15 protein-coding genes are annotated in these 16396 nt (G+C 52.9%); 12 read left to right on the top strand and 3 right to left on the bottom strand.

Annotation, left to right across the window (positions count from 1 at the left end):
- Positions 1 to 79: 79 nt before the first annotated feature.
- Complete coding sequence (locus ACP3PW_RS16675; RefSeq protein WP_426417869.1) at positions 80 to 871, top strand: MOSC domain-containing protein; 792 nt, start codon at positions 80 to 82, stop codon at positions 869 to 871.
- Here the strand turns inward: ACP3PW_RS16675 and ACP3PW_RS16670 are convergent.
- Complete coding sequence (locus ACP3PW_RS16670; RefSeq protein WP_426417868.1) at positions 864 to 2816, bottom strand: transglycosylase SLT domain-containing protein; 1953 nt, start codon at positions 2814 to 2816, stop codon at positions 864 to 866. The genes ACP3PW_RS16675 and ACP3PW_RS16670 overlap by 8 nt on opposite strands.
- A gap of 263 nt (positions 2817 to 3079) precedes the next feature.
- Here ACP3PW_RS16670 and ACP3PW_RS16665 point away from each other — a divergent pair, with 263 nt between their 5' ends.
- Together ACP3PW_RS16665 and ACP3PW_RS16660 are read left to right on the top strand one after the other, a co-directional pair.
- On the top strand, positions 3080 to 5020 hold the full coding sequence (locus ACP3PW_RS16665) for an ATP-binding cassette domain-containing protein (protein ID WP_426417867.1): 1941 nt from the start codon (positions 3080 to 3082) through the stop codon (positions 5018 to 5020).
- 13 nt (positions 5021 to 5033) lie between these two features.
- Positions 5034 to 5702, top strand: a complete 669-nt coding sequence (locus tag ACP3PW_RS16660; protein WP_426417866.1) for a DUF6901 family protein — start codon at positions 5034 to 5036, stop codon at positions 5700 to 5702.
- 79 nt (positions 5703 to 5781) lie between these two features.
- On the opposite strand, the gene ACP3PW_RS16655 is transcribed toward ACP3PW_RS16660, so the two are convergent.
- A complete protein-coding gene (locus ACP3PW_RS16655) occupies positions 5782 to 6216 on the bottom strand; it encodes a universal stress protein (protein ID WP_426417865.1) in 435 nt (144 codons plus the stop codon).
- A 57-nt stretch (positions 6217 to 6273) separates the two neighbouring features.
- Between ACP3PW_RS16655 and ACP3PW_RS16650 the strand changes: the two genes are divergently transcribed.
- From ACP3PW_RS16650 to ACP3PW_RS16620, 7 genes are all read left to right on the top strand, one after another.
- A complete protein-coding gene (locus tag ACP3PW_RS16650) occupies positions 6274 to 6753 on the top strand; it encodes a hypothetical protein (protein WP_426417864.1) in 480 nt (159 codons plus the stop codon).
- Between the two features lie 368 nt (positions 6754 to 7121).
- Positions 7122 to 9272: a fatty acid oxidation complex subunit alpha FadB gene (gene fadB / locus ACP3PW_RS16645; RefSeq protein WP_426417863.1), complete on the top strand. Its 2151-nt coding sequence runs from the start codon at positions 7122 to 7124 to the stop codon at positions 9270 to 9272.
- 33 nt (positions 9273 to 9305) lie between these two features.
- Positions 9306 to 10481 carry an acetyl-CoA C-acyltransferase FadA gene (gene fadA, locus ACP3PW_RS16640; protein WP_426417862.1) on the top strand — a complete coding sequence of 392 codons (1176 nt, stop codon included), beginning with the start codon at positions 9306 to 9308 and terminating at the stop codon, positions 10479 to 10481.
- 57 nt (positions 10482 to 10538) lie between these two features.
- Entirely contained in the window at positions 10539 to 10760 is a 222-nt protein-coding gene (locus tag ACP3PW_RS16635; protein ID WP_426417861.1) for a DUF1653 domain-containing protein, read from the top strand.
- A 165-nt stretch (positions 10761 to 10925) separates the two neighbouring features.
- Positions 10926 to 13568 carry a type I DNA topoisomerase gene (topA, locus tag ACP3PW_RS16630; protein ID WP_426417860.1) on the top strand — a complete coding sequence of 881 codons (2643 nt, stop codon included), beginning with the start codon at positions 10926 to 10928 and terminating at the stop codon, positions 13566 to 13568.
- The gene (locus ACP3PW_RS16625; protein ID WP_426417859.1) at positions 13565 to 14020 is read left to right on the top strand and encodes a DUF6586 family protein; all 456 of its coding nucleotides are present in this window, start codon (positions 13565 to 13567) and stop codon (positions 14018 to 14020) included. The genes topA and ACP3PW_RS16625 overlap by 4 nt, the downstream gene beginning before the upstream one ends.
- A gap of 69 nt (positions 14021 to 14089) precedes the next feature.
- Positions 14090 to 14320: a hypothetical protein gene (locus ACP3PW_RS16620; RefSeq protein ID WP_426417858.1), complete on the top strand. Its 231-nt coding sequence runs from the start codon at positions 14090 to 14092 to the stop codon at positions 14318 to 14320.
- A gap of 90 nt (positions 14321 to 14410) precedes the next feature.
- Here ACP3PW_RS16620 and lexA read toward each other — a convergent pair whose 3' ends face one another.
- Positions 14411 to 15010: a transcriptional repressor LexA gene (gene lexA / locus ACP3PW_RS16615; protein WP_426417857.1), complete on the bottom strand. Its 600-nt coding sequence runs from the start codon at positions 15008 to 15010 to the stop codon at positions 14411 to 14413.
- Between the two features lie 193 nt (positions 15011 to 15203).
- Between lexA and ACP3PW_RS16610 the strand changes: the two genes are divergently transcribed.
- Complete coding sequence (locus ACP3PW_RS16610; protein ID WP_426417856.1) at positions 15204 to 15830, top strand: TetR family transcriptional regulator; 627 nt, start codon at positions 15204 to 15206, stop codon at positions 15828 to 15830.
- Between the two features lie 68 nt (positions 15831 to 15898).
- The gene (locus ACP3PW_RS16605; protein WP_426417855.1) at positions 15899 to 16375 is read left to right on the top strand and encodes a L,D-transpeptidase family protein; all 477 of its coding nucleotides are present in this window, start codon (positions 15899 to 15901) and stop codon (positions 16373 to 16375) included.
- Positions 16376 to 16396 lie beyond the last annotated feature (21 nt).

Below are 16396 nucleotides of genomic sequence, written 5' to 3'. Positions count from 1 at the left end.
GTTATGTTGATACGGTAAACCCGGTTGTAAATGCCTGTGTTCGTAGGGGGACAGGTCCACCGCAAAAGAGGGGGTCATTATGCTACTCACACAGATTAATCTATATCCGCTTAAATCTGCCCGAAAGCTGTCGCCCGAACTCTGGACAATGGACCATTTGGGTTTGTGCGGGGACCGTCGCTGGATGCTAGTAACCCCTGCGGGAGAATTTATAACCGGGCGTAAATTTCCGTTACTGACAACGGTCGTAGTAGAGCCTTTCGCGGACGGACTGAGCCTAAGCTGCAGTGGGCATCCATCGCTGATCGTAGCAAGGCCGGACGCCATAGCAGGCAGGAGGTCGGTAGTCGTCTGGAACGATGAGGTATCTGCCCTGGATGGGGGAGACGACGCTGCGCGCTGGTTTGAAAGGGTATTGAATACGCCCTGTCGGTTGGTCTATATGGAACCTGATTGTCGACGCCAGGTAGATCTTCAATATGCAGAAGAGGGCGTTGTCACCTCGTTTGCAGATGGTTTTCCCCTGTTGTTGATCGGTGAGGCGTCACTACGCGACTTGAATAGCCGTTTGAAGGTACCGGTTAGCATGGATCGTTTTCGCCCAAATCTGGTGGTAGCCACCGATACACCCTTTGAGGAGGATCGGTGGCACGAGATTGAAATTGGTGGCATCCGTTGCTCGGTCGTCAAGCCCTGTAGCCGTTGTATTTTGACCACCGTCGACCCTGTTACCGGTGCTGGGGGCAAGGAGCCGTTGCAGACGTTAAGCCGGTACCGCCGACAGGCGGGAGGGGTAATGTTTGGGCAAAACTTGATCCACCGTAACGAGGGAACGTTACGGGTAGGGGATCGGGTCAGGGTGATCAGTTAAGGCTGTAATCGTGGCTTATCTCATCCATGCTCAACAGTTGAGAGTTGCCCCCCAACTTGTCGCTATAGATAACGCTGAAGCTGAGCACGTTTTGAACGTATTGGCGGGTTTCTGAAAAGGGGATGGTCTCTATCCACACGTCAAACGGCAGTGAGCCACTGCTATTGAGCCACTGTTTTACCCGGTGTGGTCCCGCGTTGTACGCTGCCGTGGCTAATACCCGGTTACCCTTGAACTGCTTTAACAGCTGGGCAAGGTAGTTACTTCCGAGGAGGATGTTGGTGGTGGGGTTTAACAGGTCCCGTTTGCCGCGATAACTAAACTTCGCGCGTCGGGCAACCTGTTTTGCGGTGCTCGGCATCAGCTGCAATAGGCCCAACGCACCGGCACTGGAGCGAGCATCGTGCATGAATGCGCTCTCTTGACGAGCAACGGCGAATACCCAGCTGCTGTTAAGATTATTTCGTTGGCTCTGTTGCACGATTTTGTCTTTAAACGCGAGGGGGAAACGGAGCTCCATATCGTCCCACTGCTCTGCACTGATAGCGCTGCGAATGGCCTGGTTAAACCACTTCCACTCGTGGGCAATGCGGGCTGCAGCGATAAGCTCAGGTTGACTGAGGCGGTTGGAGAGGAAGTTCCACTCTCTGCGCGCAGCGGTAAGGTCTTTCAGAAGGAAAAACTCATAGGCCCTCTGGATAGCGGGCAGGGTGGATACTGAGTTGTGGACAGGGGCTTCCAGGGTAACAGGAAGGTCCGAAATCGTGGGTTTACTACCGTTTTTCGTCGCCGCCATAAAACCATAGAACCCTCTCTTTTTCGCGAGTTCATCGTACTGACGCTCGAAATACTCCGGGGCAGGAATCGGCTCAAGCGCTTCCTGGGCGCGAATTTCCCAGTACCGCCAGCGTGGGTCGTTGCGGGTTGCCTCGGGTAACTGTGCGATCCAGGTCAGGGTGTCGTGCCAGTCCTGCTCCCTCAATGCCAAACGAATTCGCCACTCAATTAGTGCAGGGTGTTGGCCGCTGTTACTCAGGTCCTCTATCCAGGAAAGTTCCTGACTATTGAACTGCTTAAGCAAATAGAGAGATATACGACCGTTCATGGCGCGTTGGCGCGATTCCGTGAAGGGTCGTTGTGCCTGATATTGGTTCCACAGCTCGAGGGTTTTAACCGGGTCCTTGTAGGAAAGACGGTGGAGCCCTATATAGATGATGTCGGTAAAGCGATCTCCCGATGGAGAGAATCGGCGGGTATCGGAAAGCTGTTTGGGATTCCTGTAAACGCTGCGGTAGAGCTGCCCCAGGGCCTTTTCATTGTCGGGTAAAAAACGGATAAGGTAACGACCAAGAGTTCCATTGCGCCTTTCGTAAGCGAGGGTGATCCGCTCCCACACCAGGTCAGCGGTCAGCTGTCCACTTTGATGCCAGGCTTTGAATAGCGGGTCACAGCTATCCGGACGGGACTGCCCTGTTCGCCAAAGTTGTTTTGCTCCTGACCAGGCTTTCTCTACATCCCCTTTGGCTAGCGCACTACGGTAGAAAAAGCACTGTAAACTGTCGTTGGCAATCGCTGGCTCATAGTGCGTATTGAAGGTATCCCAGTGGCCTTTGGTCGCCAGCATTTTTAACCAGGCTCGGTGCAGTTTTCGGGTAACCGGCAAATCGGGGTAACGGCGGATAAATGCCGCCACCGCCTCATTTGGAAGCGTGTATAGCCTGCGCATCAAATCCCTGTGGAGCAAATAGGGATAGAGGGGGTATTGGGTTAGTTGTTTGCGAAGACGTTGGTAGCTCCCGATCCGGCCCTTGGACAAGGCGTGCAGCGCCTGCTCGTAAAGAACGCGCTCCCGGCTAAAATCTATCGCTGTATCCGGGATGTTAGCCTGACTACTGATACTGACCAGCAATAAGATCAGGGGAAGTATAAAACGGATTCTTACCATAAATACCGCGCACCCTTTGTGGTGAAGCCCTTTTTAAAATTAAGAGTAACGGGAATTTCTAACAAAAGCTGTGTCTATTCCAAACTTATTAGATTTTTACATTCTTAAAAGCAAAAAGGGCCAATTTATGGCTAATAAGTAGAGATGGCAGGCGGTTTGGATGCTCTGGGTCACGGATCCTGGGGTTATTTGTGGTGGGCTTCGATTTAGGCCTTTCCAGGGTGTAGAATTCGCCCCCCAAGATTCCATTGACGAGTATACCCATGCCCTTGCTTCGTTTTGACGGCGTTAGCGCCGCCTACGGCGATACCCCCCTATTGGATGGGGTTGATTTTTCCATTACCCGTGGCGAACGCGCCTGCCTGATTGGTCGTAACGGCGCTGGAAAATCAACGTTCCTGCGACTGGTTGATGGGGAGATGATGCCCGATAGTGGAACCATATGGCGCCGTCCGGGGCTAAAGATATCGCAGCTTCCCCAAGAGTTGCCCGATGCAGACGACCAACTGGTATTTGATGTTATTGCAGCCGGGCTCCCCGAAGTGGGATCGTTGCTCGCTAAATTCCATCATCTTGTGTTGGATGTCGCCGAGGACCCCTCAAAGATGGACGCGCTTGAAAAGGTGCAGCATGAGCTGGAAGCGCGGGACGGCTGGGAGTTTAATCAGCGCATCGAGCGAATTATTCAGCGCCTCTCGCTGCCCGCGGACAAGCTTATGGGCGAGCTTTCCGGGGGCTGGCGGCGTCGAGTCATTCTCGCACAAGCACTGGTATCGAATCCCGACCTGCTGCTGCTCGATGAACCAACCAACCATCTCGACATTTTGATGATCAAATGGCTGGAAGAGCAGTTACTCGACTTCAAAGGGGCCATCCTTTTTATTACCCACGATAGAACCTTTCTACAAAATATCGCAACCCGAATCGTGGAGCTTGATCGCGGGTTTACGACCGAGTGGAAGGGCGACTATGCCTCCTTTCTCGAGCATAAAGCCCATCTGCTGGAAGTTGAAGAGCGCCACAATGATGAGTTTGATAAAAGATTGGCGCAGGAGGAAACCTGGATTCGACAGGGTATCAAGGCGCGTCGGACCCGAAATGAGGGCCGGGTTCGTGCGCTAGAGGCGATGCGCCGCGAGAGGGCGCAGCGGCGAGAGCGCCAGGGGCAGGCCAATTTCACTGTGGACCGAGCGGAGCGTTCCGGTAAGTTGGTGGCTGAGCTAACGGACGTTAGCCTAGGCTTCGGTAACGAACCCGTCATTAACCATCTGTCGCTTACGGTGATTCGCGGGGACAAGGTCGGGCTCATTGGAGCCAACGGCTGTGGCAAGAGTACGCTGCTTAAGCTACTGCTCGGTTCGATCGGCCCCCAGCAGGGTAAGGTGGAGTTAGGCACGAAACTCGAGGTTGCCTATTTCGATCAATTGCGGTCCCAGCTTGATCCCGAGAAAAGTGTTATTGATAACGTTGCCGGGGGGCGGGACTCGATTAGTATCAATGGTCGTGATCGCCATGTGATCAGCTATCTGGGCGATTTCCTTTTTTCCGCCCGTCGCGCACGCACGCCTGTAAAGGCGCTCTCTGGAGGTGAACGAAATCGCTTGTTGCTGGCTAAGCTGTTTAGTAAGCCCGCCAACCTGTTGGTGCTCGATGAGCCGACTAACGATTTGGATGTTGAATCCCTGGAACTTCTGGAATCGCTGTTGGTAGAGTTTACCGGGACGGTTCTGATTGTTAGCCACGATCGCTCATTTCTTGATAGCGTGATCACCAGCTCTCTGGTGTTTGAAGGTGACGGGGTCATTCGCGAGTACGTAGGTGGTTTCTCCGATTGGTTGAGTCAGGGCGGAGCGCTGGATAAACTGCTGCCGGAGCCATCTGGGCAAGGTCCTAGCCAACCCCAAGCAACCCCGGTTGAGGCCGGGAGTTCTCAGGGGGTCGTTGCACCCAAAGCCAAGGCGAAAGTGAAGTTAAGCTATAAACTGCAAAGAGAGCTGGATCAACTCCCTCAGGAGATTGAAAATCTCGAAAAGGAGCTTGAGCTACTTCAGGTTAAGAGTGCTGAACATGATTTTTACCAGCAGGACCAGAAGGTCGTGGACACAGCCTTGTCACGACTTATGGAACTGGAAGCGGTGCTGGAACAGAAGATAGATCGCTGGGCTGAGCTGGAGTTGATAGTCGCTGGTGAAGCGGGCGAATGAAGGGAGCTTACTGATGCACATTGAGTACACGTTTAAACTGGAACACAACCTCGAGCTTCATTATGACATTGAGGTAGACAGGAAAGAGGATCCGGATCTCGACCTCACCTTTGAGCCCGAGTGGACCCAGTTAGGGCATTGCCGTTGTACTAACTGCCCATTGGATGCCAAGCAAAATAGTCATTGCCCTGTGGCGCTTGACCTGCGCCAGGTCGTCGATGATTTCAAGGATTTGCCGTCGATGAAAAAAGCGTCGGTGACCGTAGTGAGTGCCGAGCGCGAGTACGTAAAAATGGTCGGTCTGGAAGAGGGGCTTCGCGCCTTGATGGGGCTTATTATGGCTTCAAGCAACTGCCCAATTTTAACCAAGCTGAAACCCATGGCTCGACACCATTTGCCCTTTACGACGATGGATGAGTTTATTCTAAGATCGGTTTCTATTTATCTGACGCAACAGTATTTTATTCATCGCGAGGGGGGAGTGCCGGACTGGGACCTTAAGGGATTGGTAGAAAACAATAAAGAGTTGCAGCTGGTTAATCAGGCCTTCTGGCAACGAATTCATTCTGCCTGCGGAGAGGACTCTAATCTGAAAGCATTGTTGAGTTTCTTTACTCTCTCCTCAAGCGTTTCCTACTCGTTGGAAACACAGTTGCAGAAGTTGAGACGGGAATTCGTATAGCGCTTGCCAGAAGTCGGCAGCTGGAGATGTCCCTCAGGGAACAGTCTGCGGTCGCCTTGGCGACCGCCATCACCCTTATTTAGTCGCCGACTCTAACGGCGAGTACGTCACAGCTGGCGCCGTGCAGAATGCTGGTTGAGGTCGATCCGAGAATCAGCGCAAGTCCATGACGACCGTGGCTGCCAACGACAATCAGGTCAACATCAAACTCTTTTGCCATGCGATGGATCTCTTTCTCAGGGCGGCCATAGACGACGTGCTGTCCACCCTGGGCAACGTCGATCGAGGCCGCGAGCCCATCAATTTTCTGTCGAGCTTGCTCCGTGATCTCCTCTTGCAGGGAAGAGAGGTCGAGGGGTATATCGCTGCCGTAAGCGACACTGAGGGGTTCGACAACATGAACAAGCGTGAGCTTTGCGTCATTATTTCGCGCAATTTCCTGGGCTTTGTCCAGCACCATGCCAGCATCTTCGGTCAGGTCGACCGCCACCAGAATATGTTTATACTGACTCATCCTTTTCTCCTTAACTGTCCTGTTGGTTCAGTGTAATCCATAAGGTGCGACATTATCATGACTTACCTCATCATAGCAGTAGTGGTGCTATATCTTGTTGGCACACTGACCTGGGTTATGCCATCGCGGCGAGATAAAAAACAGGCGTTAATGCGCTCGCGAGCCAAGGAGTTGGGGCTGCAGCTCCAATATAAGACCCGGGTTCTGCCCCATGGTTTGGATAGAGGCTACGGTGCAGTAGCGTATATGCAATATATCCAGTCAAGAGCGGTGCCGCAGGAGGGCGCGCCCACCCTTCACCTGCTACGGATACCAGAGGATGAAGGTCCGGTGCCTGGCTGGACCCCGGACCGCGCTTGCGATGGGGCGACATCGGAGGCGTTGGGTAGGTTACTGGCTGATCTGCCAGAGGACGTATTCGGAGTGCTTTTAACCGCTGGTGCGGTTGCTGTTGAGTGGCAGGAAAAGGGCTCGCTCTCGGATCTAGGGTCGATCTCCAATACGCTTGAGGCGCTGCTTGCTGTTCCCCTTGAGTGAGTCCTGTTTCTACTTGAGCCTATAAATCTATTCCGCAAGAATATTTGGAATATATCTTAACATATTGATATATATGGATATATTGGTTGAAAGAGAGCCAATATGTTTGCAGGGGTGAACGATTGAGCACAATCGGGTCTAAAATCTCCTATTGACAAAAAGTTCCATTTCAAAGAAGGTGACCCTCTCAATTCAAACGCTTGTATGAAATTTGCGTTGTCTTGGCTAATAATAGGGGCCGATGATCGGTCTACGGGGCTGTCCGCCCGTTACGGGTAGTTTGGAGATACCAGGTTGGGTGGCCGGCAAGCAGCTCAACAGACAGCACAGCAACTAACTTGCCTTAACTCTAGCGTGGAGATCAGTTGATGATTTACGAAGGTAAAGCCATCACGGTGAAGCCGGTTGAAAATGGCGTAGCAGAGCTAAATTTCGACCTGCAGGGCGAATCCGTTAATAAATTCAATGCATTGACACTAAATGAGCTGAACGAGGCCGTAGCGGCACTCAAGGCTGACAAATCTGTAAAGGGTTTGATAGTTACCAGTGCCAAGGATGTTTTCATTGTCGGTGCAGATATTACCGAATTTCTGGATAACTTCAGTAAGCCCGAAGAGGAGCTGCTCAAGAGTAACCTGGAGGTTAATCAGATCTTTAACGGGTTTGAGGATCTAGAGTTTCCTACGGTCACCGCGATCAATGGCATTGCTCTCGGCGGTGGTTTCGAGATGTGCCTGGCGTCGGATTACCGCGTTATGTCCACCGCAGCTAAAGTAGGCTTGCCGGAAGTGAAGCTTGGGATATACCCCGGCTTTGGCGGAACTGTCCGGCTTCCGCGTATCGTCGGTGCGGACAATGCGATCGAGTGGATTGCCAGCGGCAAGGAGCAGCGTCCTGAAGTTGCCCTTAAGGCGGGGGCAGTAGATGCGGTTGTAACACCAGAGCAGTTGCGTGAATCCTCCCTCAACCTGGTGCAGCGTTGTATTTCAGGCGAGTTGGATTATAAAGCCAAGCGCCAGGCCAAGCTGGACAAGCTTCGCCTGAACCCGATGGAAGGCATGATGGCGTTTGAAAGCGCAAAAGGCTTTATTGCCGGTCAGGCGGGGCCTCACTATCCCGCGCCTGTAGAGGCCGTTAAAACGATCCAGAAAGCCTCTGGCATGGGGCGCGATAAAGCGCTTGAAGTAGAAGCTAAGGGATTCGTTAAGCTAGCGAAGACCGATGTTGCGGCCAGTTTGATTGGTCTGTTCCTTAACGATCAGGCCTTGAAGAAAAAGGCCAAAAAATATGAGCAGCAATCAGCGAAAATTGAACGTGCCGCGGTATTGGGTGCCGGCATTATGGGTGGTGGTATTGCCTACCAGAGCGCACTAAAGGGTACCCCTATCCTGATGAAGGATATTGCGCAGGCGGGTATCGATCTGGGCCTGAGTGAGGCGTCCAAGCTGCTGGTGAAGCAGTTGGGTCGAAAGCGCGTCACCCCCGAAAAAATGGCGACCGTGCTTAACGCAATTGTCCCCACCCTGAACTACGGCGATTTTAATACCGTCGATGTAGTTGTAGAGGCCGTGGTAGAGAACGTAAAGGTCAAAAAGGCCGTGCTTGCCGAGTGTGAAAAGCACATCGGTGAGGATCGGTTCCTGACCTCCAATACGTCTACCATCTCCATTACCGAATTGGCAACAGCCCTGGAGCGTCCAGAGCAGTTTTGTGGGATGCACTTCTTTAACCCGGTGCACATGATGCCTTTGGTTGAGGTTATTCGCGGCGAGAAAACCAGCGATGAAACCATTGCCACCGTTGTTAATTACGCGAAAAAAATGGGTAAGACGCCGGTTGTTGTCAATGACTGCCCAGGTTTTATGGTTAACCGCGTCCTCTTCCCATATTTCGGCGGTTTCGCAGGATTGATGCGCGATGGCGCAGACTTCCAGCAAGTTGATAAGGTTATGGAGCGATTCGGTTGGCCCATGGGACCTGCGTACCTTATGGACGTTGTCGGTATCGACACAGGCCAGCACGCAGAAGCCGTTATGGCCGAAGGCTTCCCGGAGCGAATGGGTCGAGACTTTAAGAGCGTTGGAGATGTCTTGTTTGATAACAAGCGTTTCGGCCAAAAAACGAACGCGGGATTCTATGCTTATGAAACCGATAAGCGGGGGAAACCCAAGAAAGTGGTCGACGAGGTGGTTTACGAGCTTCTCAAGCCTGTCTGTGGTGAAGCGCGCGAGTTCACCGACGAGGAGATTGTTGCTCGCATGATGATCCCCTTGTGCCTCGAGACGGTTCGTTGCCTTGAGGACAATATTGTTGAATCCCCAGCGGATGCCGATATGGCTCTGATCATGGGCATCGGCTTCCCTCCATTCCGTGGTGGTGCGCTTAAATATATTGATTCCATGGGCGTTGCCGAGTTCTGTGAGCTGGCGGATAAATATGCCGATCTTGGAGCACTTTACCACCCCACAGAAGGACTGCGCGCAATGGCTAAGGCCGGCAAATCCTTTTTTGGCAACTAATCAGCACACCGATTCGAAAGCGAGAACCAAGCTATGAGTTTAAATCCTAGAGACGTAGTTATCGTCGATTTCGGACGCACCCCGATGGGGCGTTCCAAGGGGGGTATGTACCGTAATGTGCGTGCTGAAAACCTGTCCGCGGATCTGATTACCGGTCTGTTAGCCCGTAATCCAGGCATCGACCCAGCGGAGGTTGAAGATGTTATTTGGGGTTGTGTAAACCAAACCCTGGAGCAGGGTTGGAATATCGCCCGCATGGCATCCTTGATGACACCGATCCCGCACACTTCCTGTGGCCAAACTGTCAGTCGACTGTGCGGTTCCTCTATGTCTGCATTGCATACCGCTGCACAGGCCATCATGACGGGTAACGGTGATGTGTTTGTTATCGGCGGAGTTGAGCACATGGGGCATGTAGGTATGATGCATGGAGTGGATCCTAACCCGCACATGAGTCTCTACGCGGCGAAGGCCTCGGGTATGATGGGACTGACCGCAGAGATGTTGGGCAAAATGCACGGCATTACCCGCGAGGCTCAGGACCAGTTTGCTGCCCGTTCGCACCAGAGGGCCCACCTCGCAACGGTTGATGGCCGTTTCCGTGATGAGATCATTCCGATGCAGGGGCATGATGCTGAGGGTAACCTTAGTCTGTTCACTGACGATGAGACGATTCGCCCTGAAACCACCGCCGAATCGCTTGCTAAGTTGAAGCCCGCGTTTAACCCCAAGGGCGGAACCGTGACCGCCGGTTCATCATCCCAGATTACCGATGGTGCTTCATGCATGATCGTAATGTCTGCGCAGCGTGCCAAGGATCTTAACCTTGAGCCATTAGCGGTAATTCGCGCGATGGCTGTTGCCGGGGTAGATCCGGCCATTATGGGTTATGGACCGGTACCGGCAACCAAGAAAGCACTCAAGCGCGCAGGGCTTGAACTTACGGATGTCGATCATTTTGAGCTAAACGAAGCCTTTGCCGCGCAGGCTTTGCCGGTGCTCAAAGACCTCAAACTGCTCGATAAAATGGACGAAAAGGTCAACCTTAATGGTGGCGCTATCGCTCTGGGTCATCCCTTCGGTTGCTCCGGCGCCCGTATTTCAGGTACGCTGCTGAACGTAATGAAGCAAAATAGTGGTACTGTTGGTGTATCTACTATGTGTATCGGTCTGGGACAGGGAATCACAACCGTTTTCGAACGGGTCTGATAACGATACCCAGAAAAAGCCGGAGCTTGTCTCCGGCTTTTTTGTTTTGGTGGAAAGATGACTCAATTGAAAATCGGCGTATATCGTCACTACAAGGGTAAGGAGTATCTGGCCATTGGGGTTGCTCGACACTCTGAAAATGAGGAGGAGTTAGTGGTCTACAAACCGCTCTACGGGGATAGAGGCCTTTGGGTCCGCCCTCTGGAGATGTTTCTATCCCAGGTGAAAGTTGAGGGTAAGTTCTGCCCAAGATTCTCCTGGGTTAGGGAAAAGGAATAGCCGGCTCTGGGTATAGCCATAAGAAAAACATGGGTATATAGCGGTGCTTTCCTCTTGACCCCTGCAAACTCAGCCCTTATATATGTCGCAACTTTGCTAAAAGCATAGTTCTATAGTGCCATCAGGTAGGATGGCATTTCACTTTCGCCATAAAGTCAGGATTCTATGGGTAAATCATTAGTCATCGTCGAGTCTCCCGCAAAAGCCAAGACCATTAATAAATACCTTGGTCGGAATTTTGTTGTTAAGTCGAGTGTGGGGCACATTCGCGACCTTCCCACCAGTGGTGGAGCCCGCAAGCCGGTCGATGCCAAAGCGCGCGCCAAGGCTGCGGCCATCACCCGAAAGATGAACCCTGAAGAAAAGGTGCTCCACAAACAGAAAAAATCGCGGGAGCAGCTTATTTCGCGAATGGGGGTCGACCCCGAGAATGGTTGGAAAGCCAACTACCAAATTTTGCCCGGCAAGGAAAAAGTGGTGGATGAACTACGCCGCCTTGCTAAAGATGCCGATCAAATCTATCTCGCGACCGATTTGGACCGTGAAGGAGAGGCCATTGCCTGGCACCTGCGTGAAGCGATTGGTGGAGATGAGAGTAAGTATCGCCGGGTAGTTTTTAACGAAATTACTAAAAAGGCGATTCAGGAGGCGTTTGAAGCGCCCTCCAGTCTGGATATCAACCGGGTGAATGCCCAGCAAGCCAGACGATTTCTGGATCGAGTCGTCGGGTACATGGTATCGCCACTGCTATGGGCCAAAATCGCACGGGGCCTGTCGGCGGGCCGTGTACAGTCGGTTGCGGTAAAACTGGTGGTAGAGCGCGAGCGCGAGATTCGAGCGTTTATTCCCGAAGAGTTCTGGGAAATTAATGCTGACTGCAATAGCAAGGGGGGGGATAAACTCAACCTTGAAGTCAGTAAGCAAAACGGTTCGGCGTTCCGGCCCACCAGTAAGGAGCAAACCGATCAGGCCCTGGCCCAGTTAGAGGGTGCAAACTACCGTGTGGCGCGGGTCGACGAGAAGCCAACATCTACCAAGCCCAATGCGCCGTTTATAACCTCTACCTTGCAACAGGCTGCCAGCACACGCCTTGGTTTTAGCGTAAAGAAGACGATGATGCAGGCGCAGCGGTTGTATGAGGCGGGGCATATCACCTATATGCGCACCGATTCGACCAATTTGAGTGAGGAGGCAGTTGCTGCTTGTCGCGATTTTATTGGTAGTGAATACGGCGCCGAATACCTCCCCGAGGCAGCCATTCGATACAGCAGCAAAGAGGGTGCACAGGAAGCCCACGAGGCTATCCGTCCGTCGTCCGTGACGACCCATTCTGGCATGTTGGCCGGCATGGAATCTGATGCGGTCAGGCTCTACGACTTGATTTGGCGCCAGTTCGTTGCTTGTCAGGCTAACCCAGCGCGCTACCTCAGCACCAGTGTTGTGGTTGAAGCCGCGGGGTTTGAGCTTCGTACCAAAGGCCGGGTACTGCTTTTCGATGGGTACACTCGTATCCTGCCACCGGGTGGCAAGAAGGGGGAGGATGTGATTCTTCCCAAACTTACCCAGGGCGAGGCCGTTTCACTGGTTAAGCTCAACCCGCTGCAACATTACACCAAACCTCCTGCTCGCTTTAGCGAGGCGGCACTGGTACGGGAGTTGGAAAAGCGAGGCATTGGCCGTCCGTCCACCTATGCTGCGATTATTTCCACCATTCAGGATAGGGGGTACGCTTCCATCAAGCAGAAGCGTTTTTATGCTGAGAAAATGGGCGATATCGTTACGGACCGGCTCACAGAATCCTTCAGTGATCTTCTTGACTACGGCTTCACTGCGCGTATGGAGGAGGAGTTGGATGAGGTTGCGACCGGTAGATTTGATTGGAAGGCGCTGCTGAATGCCTTTTATCAAGGGTTCAGCGAACGCCTTGTGGATGCTGAGAAAGATGAGCATGGTATGCGTGCTAACCTGCCTACCCCTACGGATATCCCCTGCAGTGATTGCGGTCGCCCCATGCAGATACGCACGGCTAGCACTGGGGTATTTATGGGCTGCTCGGGTTATGCACTTCCTCCTAAAGAGCGGTGCAAGAATACGGTTAACCTGATTCCTGGTGAAGAGGCGATTGCCCTCGATGATGATGAGGCTGAAACCAAGGCGCTACGGGCAAAACACCGCTGTGGAATCTGCGGTACAGCGATGGAAAGCTACCTGATTGACGAGGGCCGGAAAATTCACGTCTGTGGTAATAATCCGGACTGCTCGGGTTATGAGGTAGAAAAGGGACAATTCAAGATAAAGGGCTATGAAGGGCCTGTTATCGAATGTGACAAGTGCAGCGCACAGATGCAGCTAAAAACCGGGCGCTTTGGAAAATACTTTGGATGCTCGAACTCCGAGTGCAAGAACACCCGCAAGCTACTAAGGAGTGGGGAAGCTGCACCGCCCAAGATGGATCCAATTCCAATGCCGGAGCTGGTCTGCGAAAAGGTAGAGGATACCTACATTCTACGCGATGGTGCTGCGGGCCTGTTTTTGGCCGCCAGTCAGTTTCCCAAGAACCGGGAGACCAGAGCTCCGCTAGTGGTAGAGCTAATTCCCCATCAGGCTGCACTTGACCCTAAATATGGCTTCCTGCTTGATGCTCCGCGACAAGACCCCGACGGCAATGCCGCAATCATACGATACAGCCGAAAAACCAAGGAGCAGTATGTGATGAGTGAGGTGGACGGCAAGGCCTCTGGATGGAAGGCATTACATAAGGATGGGGCCTGGGTCGAAGAGGGTACACCGCGCAAGAAAAAAGCGTGAGGGACTCGAAACTGGTTACAGGGCGCTCCCTACATCAGGCTTGGCTTCTATTGGATCAGTGGGCCTCGCTGGAGACTGCGAAAGGGGAGCCCCTCTATGACGCCTATGCAGAGGCGGTGCTGCTTTTGCTGGGCGCCGCCTACAGATCCCTGTACATGGAGTTGGCAGCAGCCTGTGGTTACACCGGGGGCGCGGCAACGCTCAGCTCTGTGTGTGAAGCCCTTGCTATACAGGGTACGGTAAGCCCGGAACTGGCGGAGTTGCAGCGAATGGAAAAGAGTTCCAGCTACTGGCTGCACGCCATGCTCAATGCGCGGGTTCGATACGATGCTGACATTGCCGTTGACGCAATTGCCTTCGGGGGAGGGATCGATCCTGTGCAATGTGACAGCTGGTACCGCCAACTCCATGAGTTGACGCTCCGACTGCGGGAAGCTTCCGCACAATGGTAGCGGACTCGCTGTAGTGGTTGCGGGTGAAAGGTGGTAGCATACACGCCCCCTAACGCGAGAGTTGTAACCATGCCCGCATCCTATCTTGAAATAGTTGAGCTACCTACTGGTGAAATCGTACTGCAGCGCTCAGATGAGGAGGAGCCTTTGGTGACGATCGATTTTTCGGAAGAGGCCAAGCTGTTCCTGCAAGAGGGCCATGTAGAGGTCGCTAAAGCCATGATCAACGCAGGTATTGCCGTTGTAGGCAGCATGGCCGAAGGTTCGCCCTCCCTTGAGGCATCCCAGACGGTTCATTGAGTCCGCTGTGTGCACCGCTCTCCCGGTAAGCAGGTGAACATCTTTTCTCACTGCCTCGACTGCCACTGAGCGAGGCAACCCAAGGTCCGCTTAGCGGCGGATAACCCCTACACTTAGCCCCTCAATTTCAAAGTAGTCCTGTGTCAGGTCAACCTCAATCGGTTGAAATTCGTCGTTCTCTGGAAACAGGGTGACTCGATTACGGTTTTTATGAAATCGTTTTACCGTCACTTCGTCATCGATTCGAGCAACAACTATCTGCCCGTTACGCACGCTCTGGGTTTTGTGGACCGCCAGCAAATCACCATCCATGATCCCTATGTCGCGCATACTTTCGCCTTTAACGCGTAACAGGTAGTCAGCGGCAGGGTTAAAAAAATTCGACTTTAAGGGGCAGTGCTCCTCGATATGCTCAATCGCAAGGATGGGGCTACCGGCGGCAACCTGCCCTATAACTGGAAGCCCCTCCTCCTCCACAGGCCCTGGTATGCGGATCCCTCTGGAGGCACCGGGAATTATCTCGATTGCCTGCTTGCGGGCAAGCGCTTTCAGGTGTTCTTCCGCTGCGTTGGGCGATCGAAACCCAAGTTCGCGCGCAATCTCTGCCCGGGTTGGCGGGAACCCGCTCTCCTCAAGGTAGGATTTTATAAACGCCAGTATTTCAGCCTGTCGTGCAGTTAGTTTTTGCATGTACCTACCTTCGCATCTGTGATTTTATACAGTTACTGGCATTATATACAGTTTTTGTCTGCTGGCAAACAACGGTAACTGCTGCACACTCCAGGTTACCCGTTAACCCCCCGAAAACGTTGACATTTCATACCGGCAAACGTATGTTTGAAACGAACGTACATTCATTAACCATGGCTCAAGAATAATAACGATGGCTCAATCCAAAACCGTAGTTCGAATATTGGATGCAGCAGAGCAGCTGTTCGCAGAAAAAGGATTCGCGGAGACTTCACTTCGCACAATTACAGGGCAGGCGGGTGTTAACCTGGCCGCGGTGAATTATCACTTTGGTTCAAAAAAAGCGCTTATACAGGCTGTGTTCTCCCGCTTCCTCGATCCATTTTGCGAACTCCTTGATGCCGAGCTGACTCGGCTTGAGGAGGAGGGCGACACCTCACACGATGTCGACGCTTGCCTTAAGTTGTTGATGGATACCGCCCTGAGGGTCGAGTCTCGTTCGGACAATGATCTTTCCGTATTTATGCGCCTATTGGGGTTGGCTTTTTCCCAGTCTCAAGGGCATTTGCGCCGTTATATGCGTGATACCTATTCCCGTGTTTTTGTTCGTTACATGAAGCTGCTGACCGCGTCCTGTCCGAACCTGGAGCCGGCGGAGCTCTATTGGAGATTTAATTTTATGCTGGGCAGCTTGGCATTTACGATGTCAGGATTTGACGCCATGCAAGCTATCGCTGTGCGAGACTACGATGACCGGTCTACAGTCGCCGCTATTCTTTACAGAATGGTTCCCTTTCTGGCGGCCGGTCTGCGTCATTAAGGTCGTGAGCCGGTTCCACTTGGGAAGGTTTTTAAGTACCCTGACGAGTTCCAGTTCGGGGGCTATCATTGACAATACATATCCTCATTAATCAGCAGCAGCTGCGCCATTCACGGGGCGGGCTGCCGACACTGACGGTGCCTATTTCAAGCGCTAGCAAGGGTGTTGGCCAGCTCAGCGGCAGTGAGCAGACTCCGTTAGGTGTGCATCGTATTAGAGCAAAAATAGGTACCGGGCTGCCTGAAGGTGCTGTGTTGGTGGGACGGCGGCCTACGGGTGAGGTCTACACTCCGGCGCTTGCCCGTCAGTTCCCCGGCCGAGACTGGATCCTCACACGAATACTTTGGTTGTGCGGTGATGAGAGGGGCTTCAACCGTCTCGGCGCGGTAGATTCCATGGCGCGGTATATTTATATTCACGGTACACCCGACACCGAACCCATGGGGGTACCCGCCTCCCATGGCTGCATTCGTCTGCGCAACAAGGATCTACTGGTGCTCTTTGAGCGCGTCCACGCGGGCGAAGAAGTCATCATTTCAGCCTGACTAGATAACTTTAAGGAGACT

It is taken from the genome of Aestuariirhabdus sp. LZHN29 (genome assembly GCF_049985285.1).
Classification (GTDB): domain Bacteria; phylum Pseudomonadota; class Gammaproteobacteria; order Pseudomonadales; family Aestuariirhabdaceae; genus Aestuariirhabdus.
This window is presented reverse-complemented; position numbering and strand designations above follow the sequence as displayed.

Bases quoted from the DNA above. Each gene is read 5' to 3' on its own strand.
- fadB (WP_426417863.1), top strand. From the start codon at position 7,122: ATGATTTACGAAGGTAAAGCCATCACGGTGAAGCCGGTTGAAAATGGC.
- ACP3PW_RS16660 (WP_426417866.1), top strand. From the start codon at position 5,034: ATGCACATTGAGTACACGTTTAAACTGGAACACAACCTCGAGCTTCAT.
- ACP3PW_RS16610 (WP_426417856.1), top strand. From the start codon at position 15,204: ATGGCTCAATCCAAAACCGTAGTTCGAATATTGGATGCAGCAGAGCAG.
- topA (WP_426417860.1), top strand. From the start codon at position 10,926: ATGGGTAAATCATTAGTCATCGTCGAGTCTCCCGCAAAAGCCAAGACC.
- ACP3PW_RS16670 (WP_426417868.1), bottom strand. From the start codon at position 2,816: ATGGTAAGAATCCGTTTTATACTTCCCCTGATCTTATTGCTGGTCAGT.
- lexA (WP_426417857.1), bottom strand. From the start codon at position 15,010: ATGCAAAAACTAACTGCACGACAGGCTGAAATACTGGCGTTTATAAAA.
- ACP3PW_RS16650 (WP_426417864.1), top strand. From the start codon at position 6,274: ATGACTTACCTCATCATAGCAGTAGTGGTGCTATATCTTGTTGGCACA.
- ACP3PW_RS16675 (WP_426417869.1), top strand. From the start codon at position 80: ATGCTACTCACACAGATTAATCTATATCCGCTTAAATCTGCCCGAAAG.
- ACP3PW_RS16665 (WP_426417867.1), top strand. From the start codon at position 3,080: ATGCCCTTGCTTCGTTTTGACGGCGTTAGCGCCGCCTACGGCGATACC.
- ACP3PW_RS16635 (WP_426417861.1), top strand. From the start codon at position 10,539: ATGACTCAATTGAAAATCGGCGTATATCGTCACTACAAGGGTAAGGAG.
- ACP3PW_RS16620 (WP_426417858.1), top strand. From the start codon at position 14,090: ATGCCCGCATCCTATCTTGAAATAGTTGAGCTACCTACTGGTGAAATC.
- fadA (WP_426417862.1), top strand. From the start codon at position 9,306: ATGAGTTTAAATCCTAGAGACGTAGTTATCGTCGATTTCGGACGCACC.
- ACP3PW_RS16655 (WP_426417865.1), bottom strand. From the start codon at position 6,216: ATGAGTCAGTATAAACATATTCTGGTGGCGGTCGACCTGACCGAAGAT.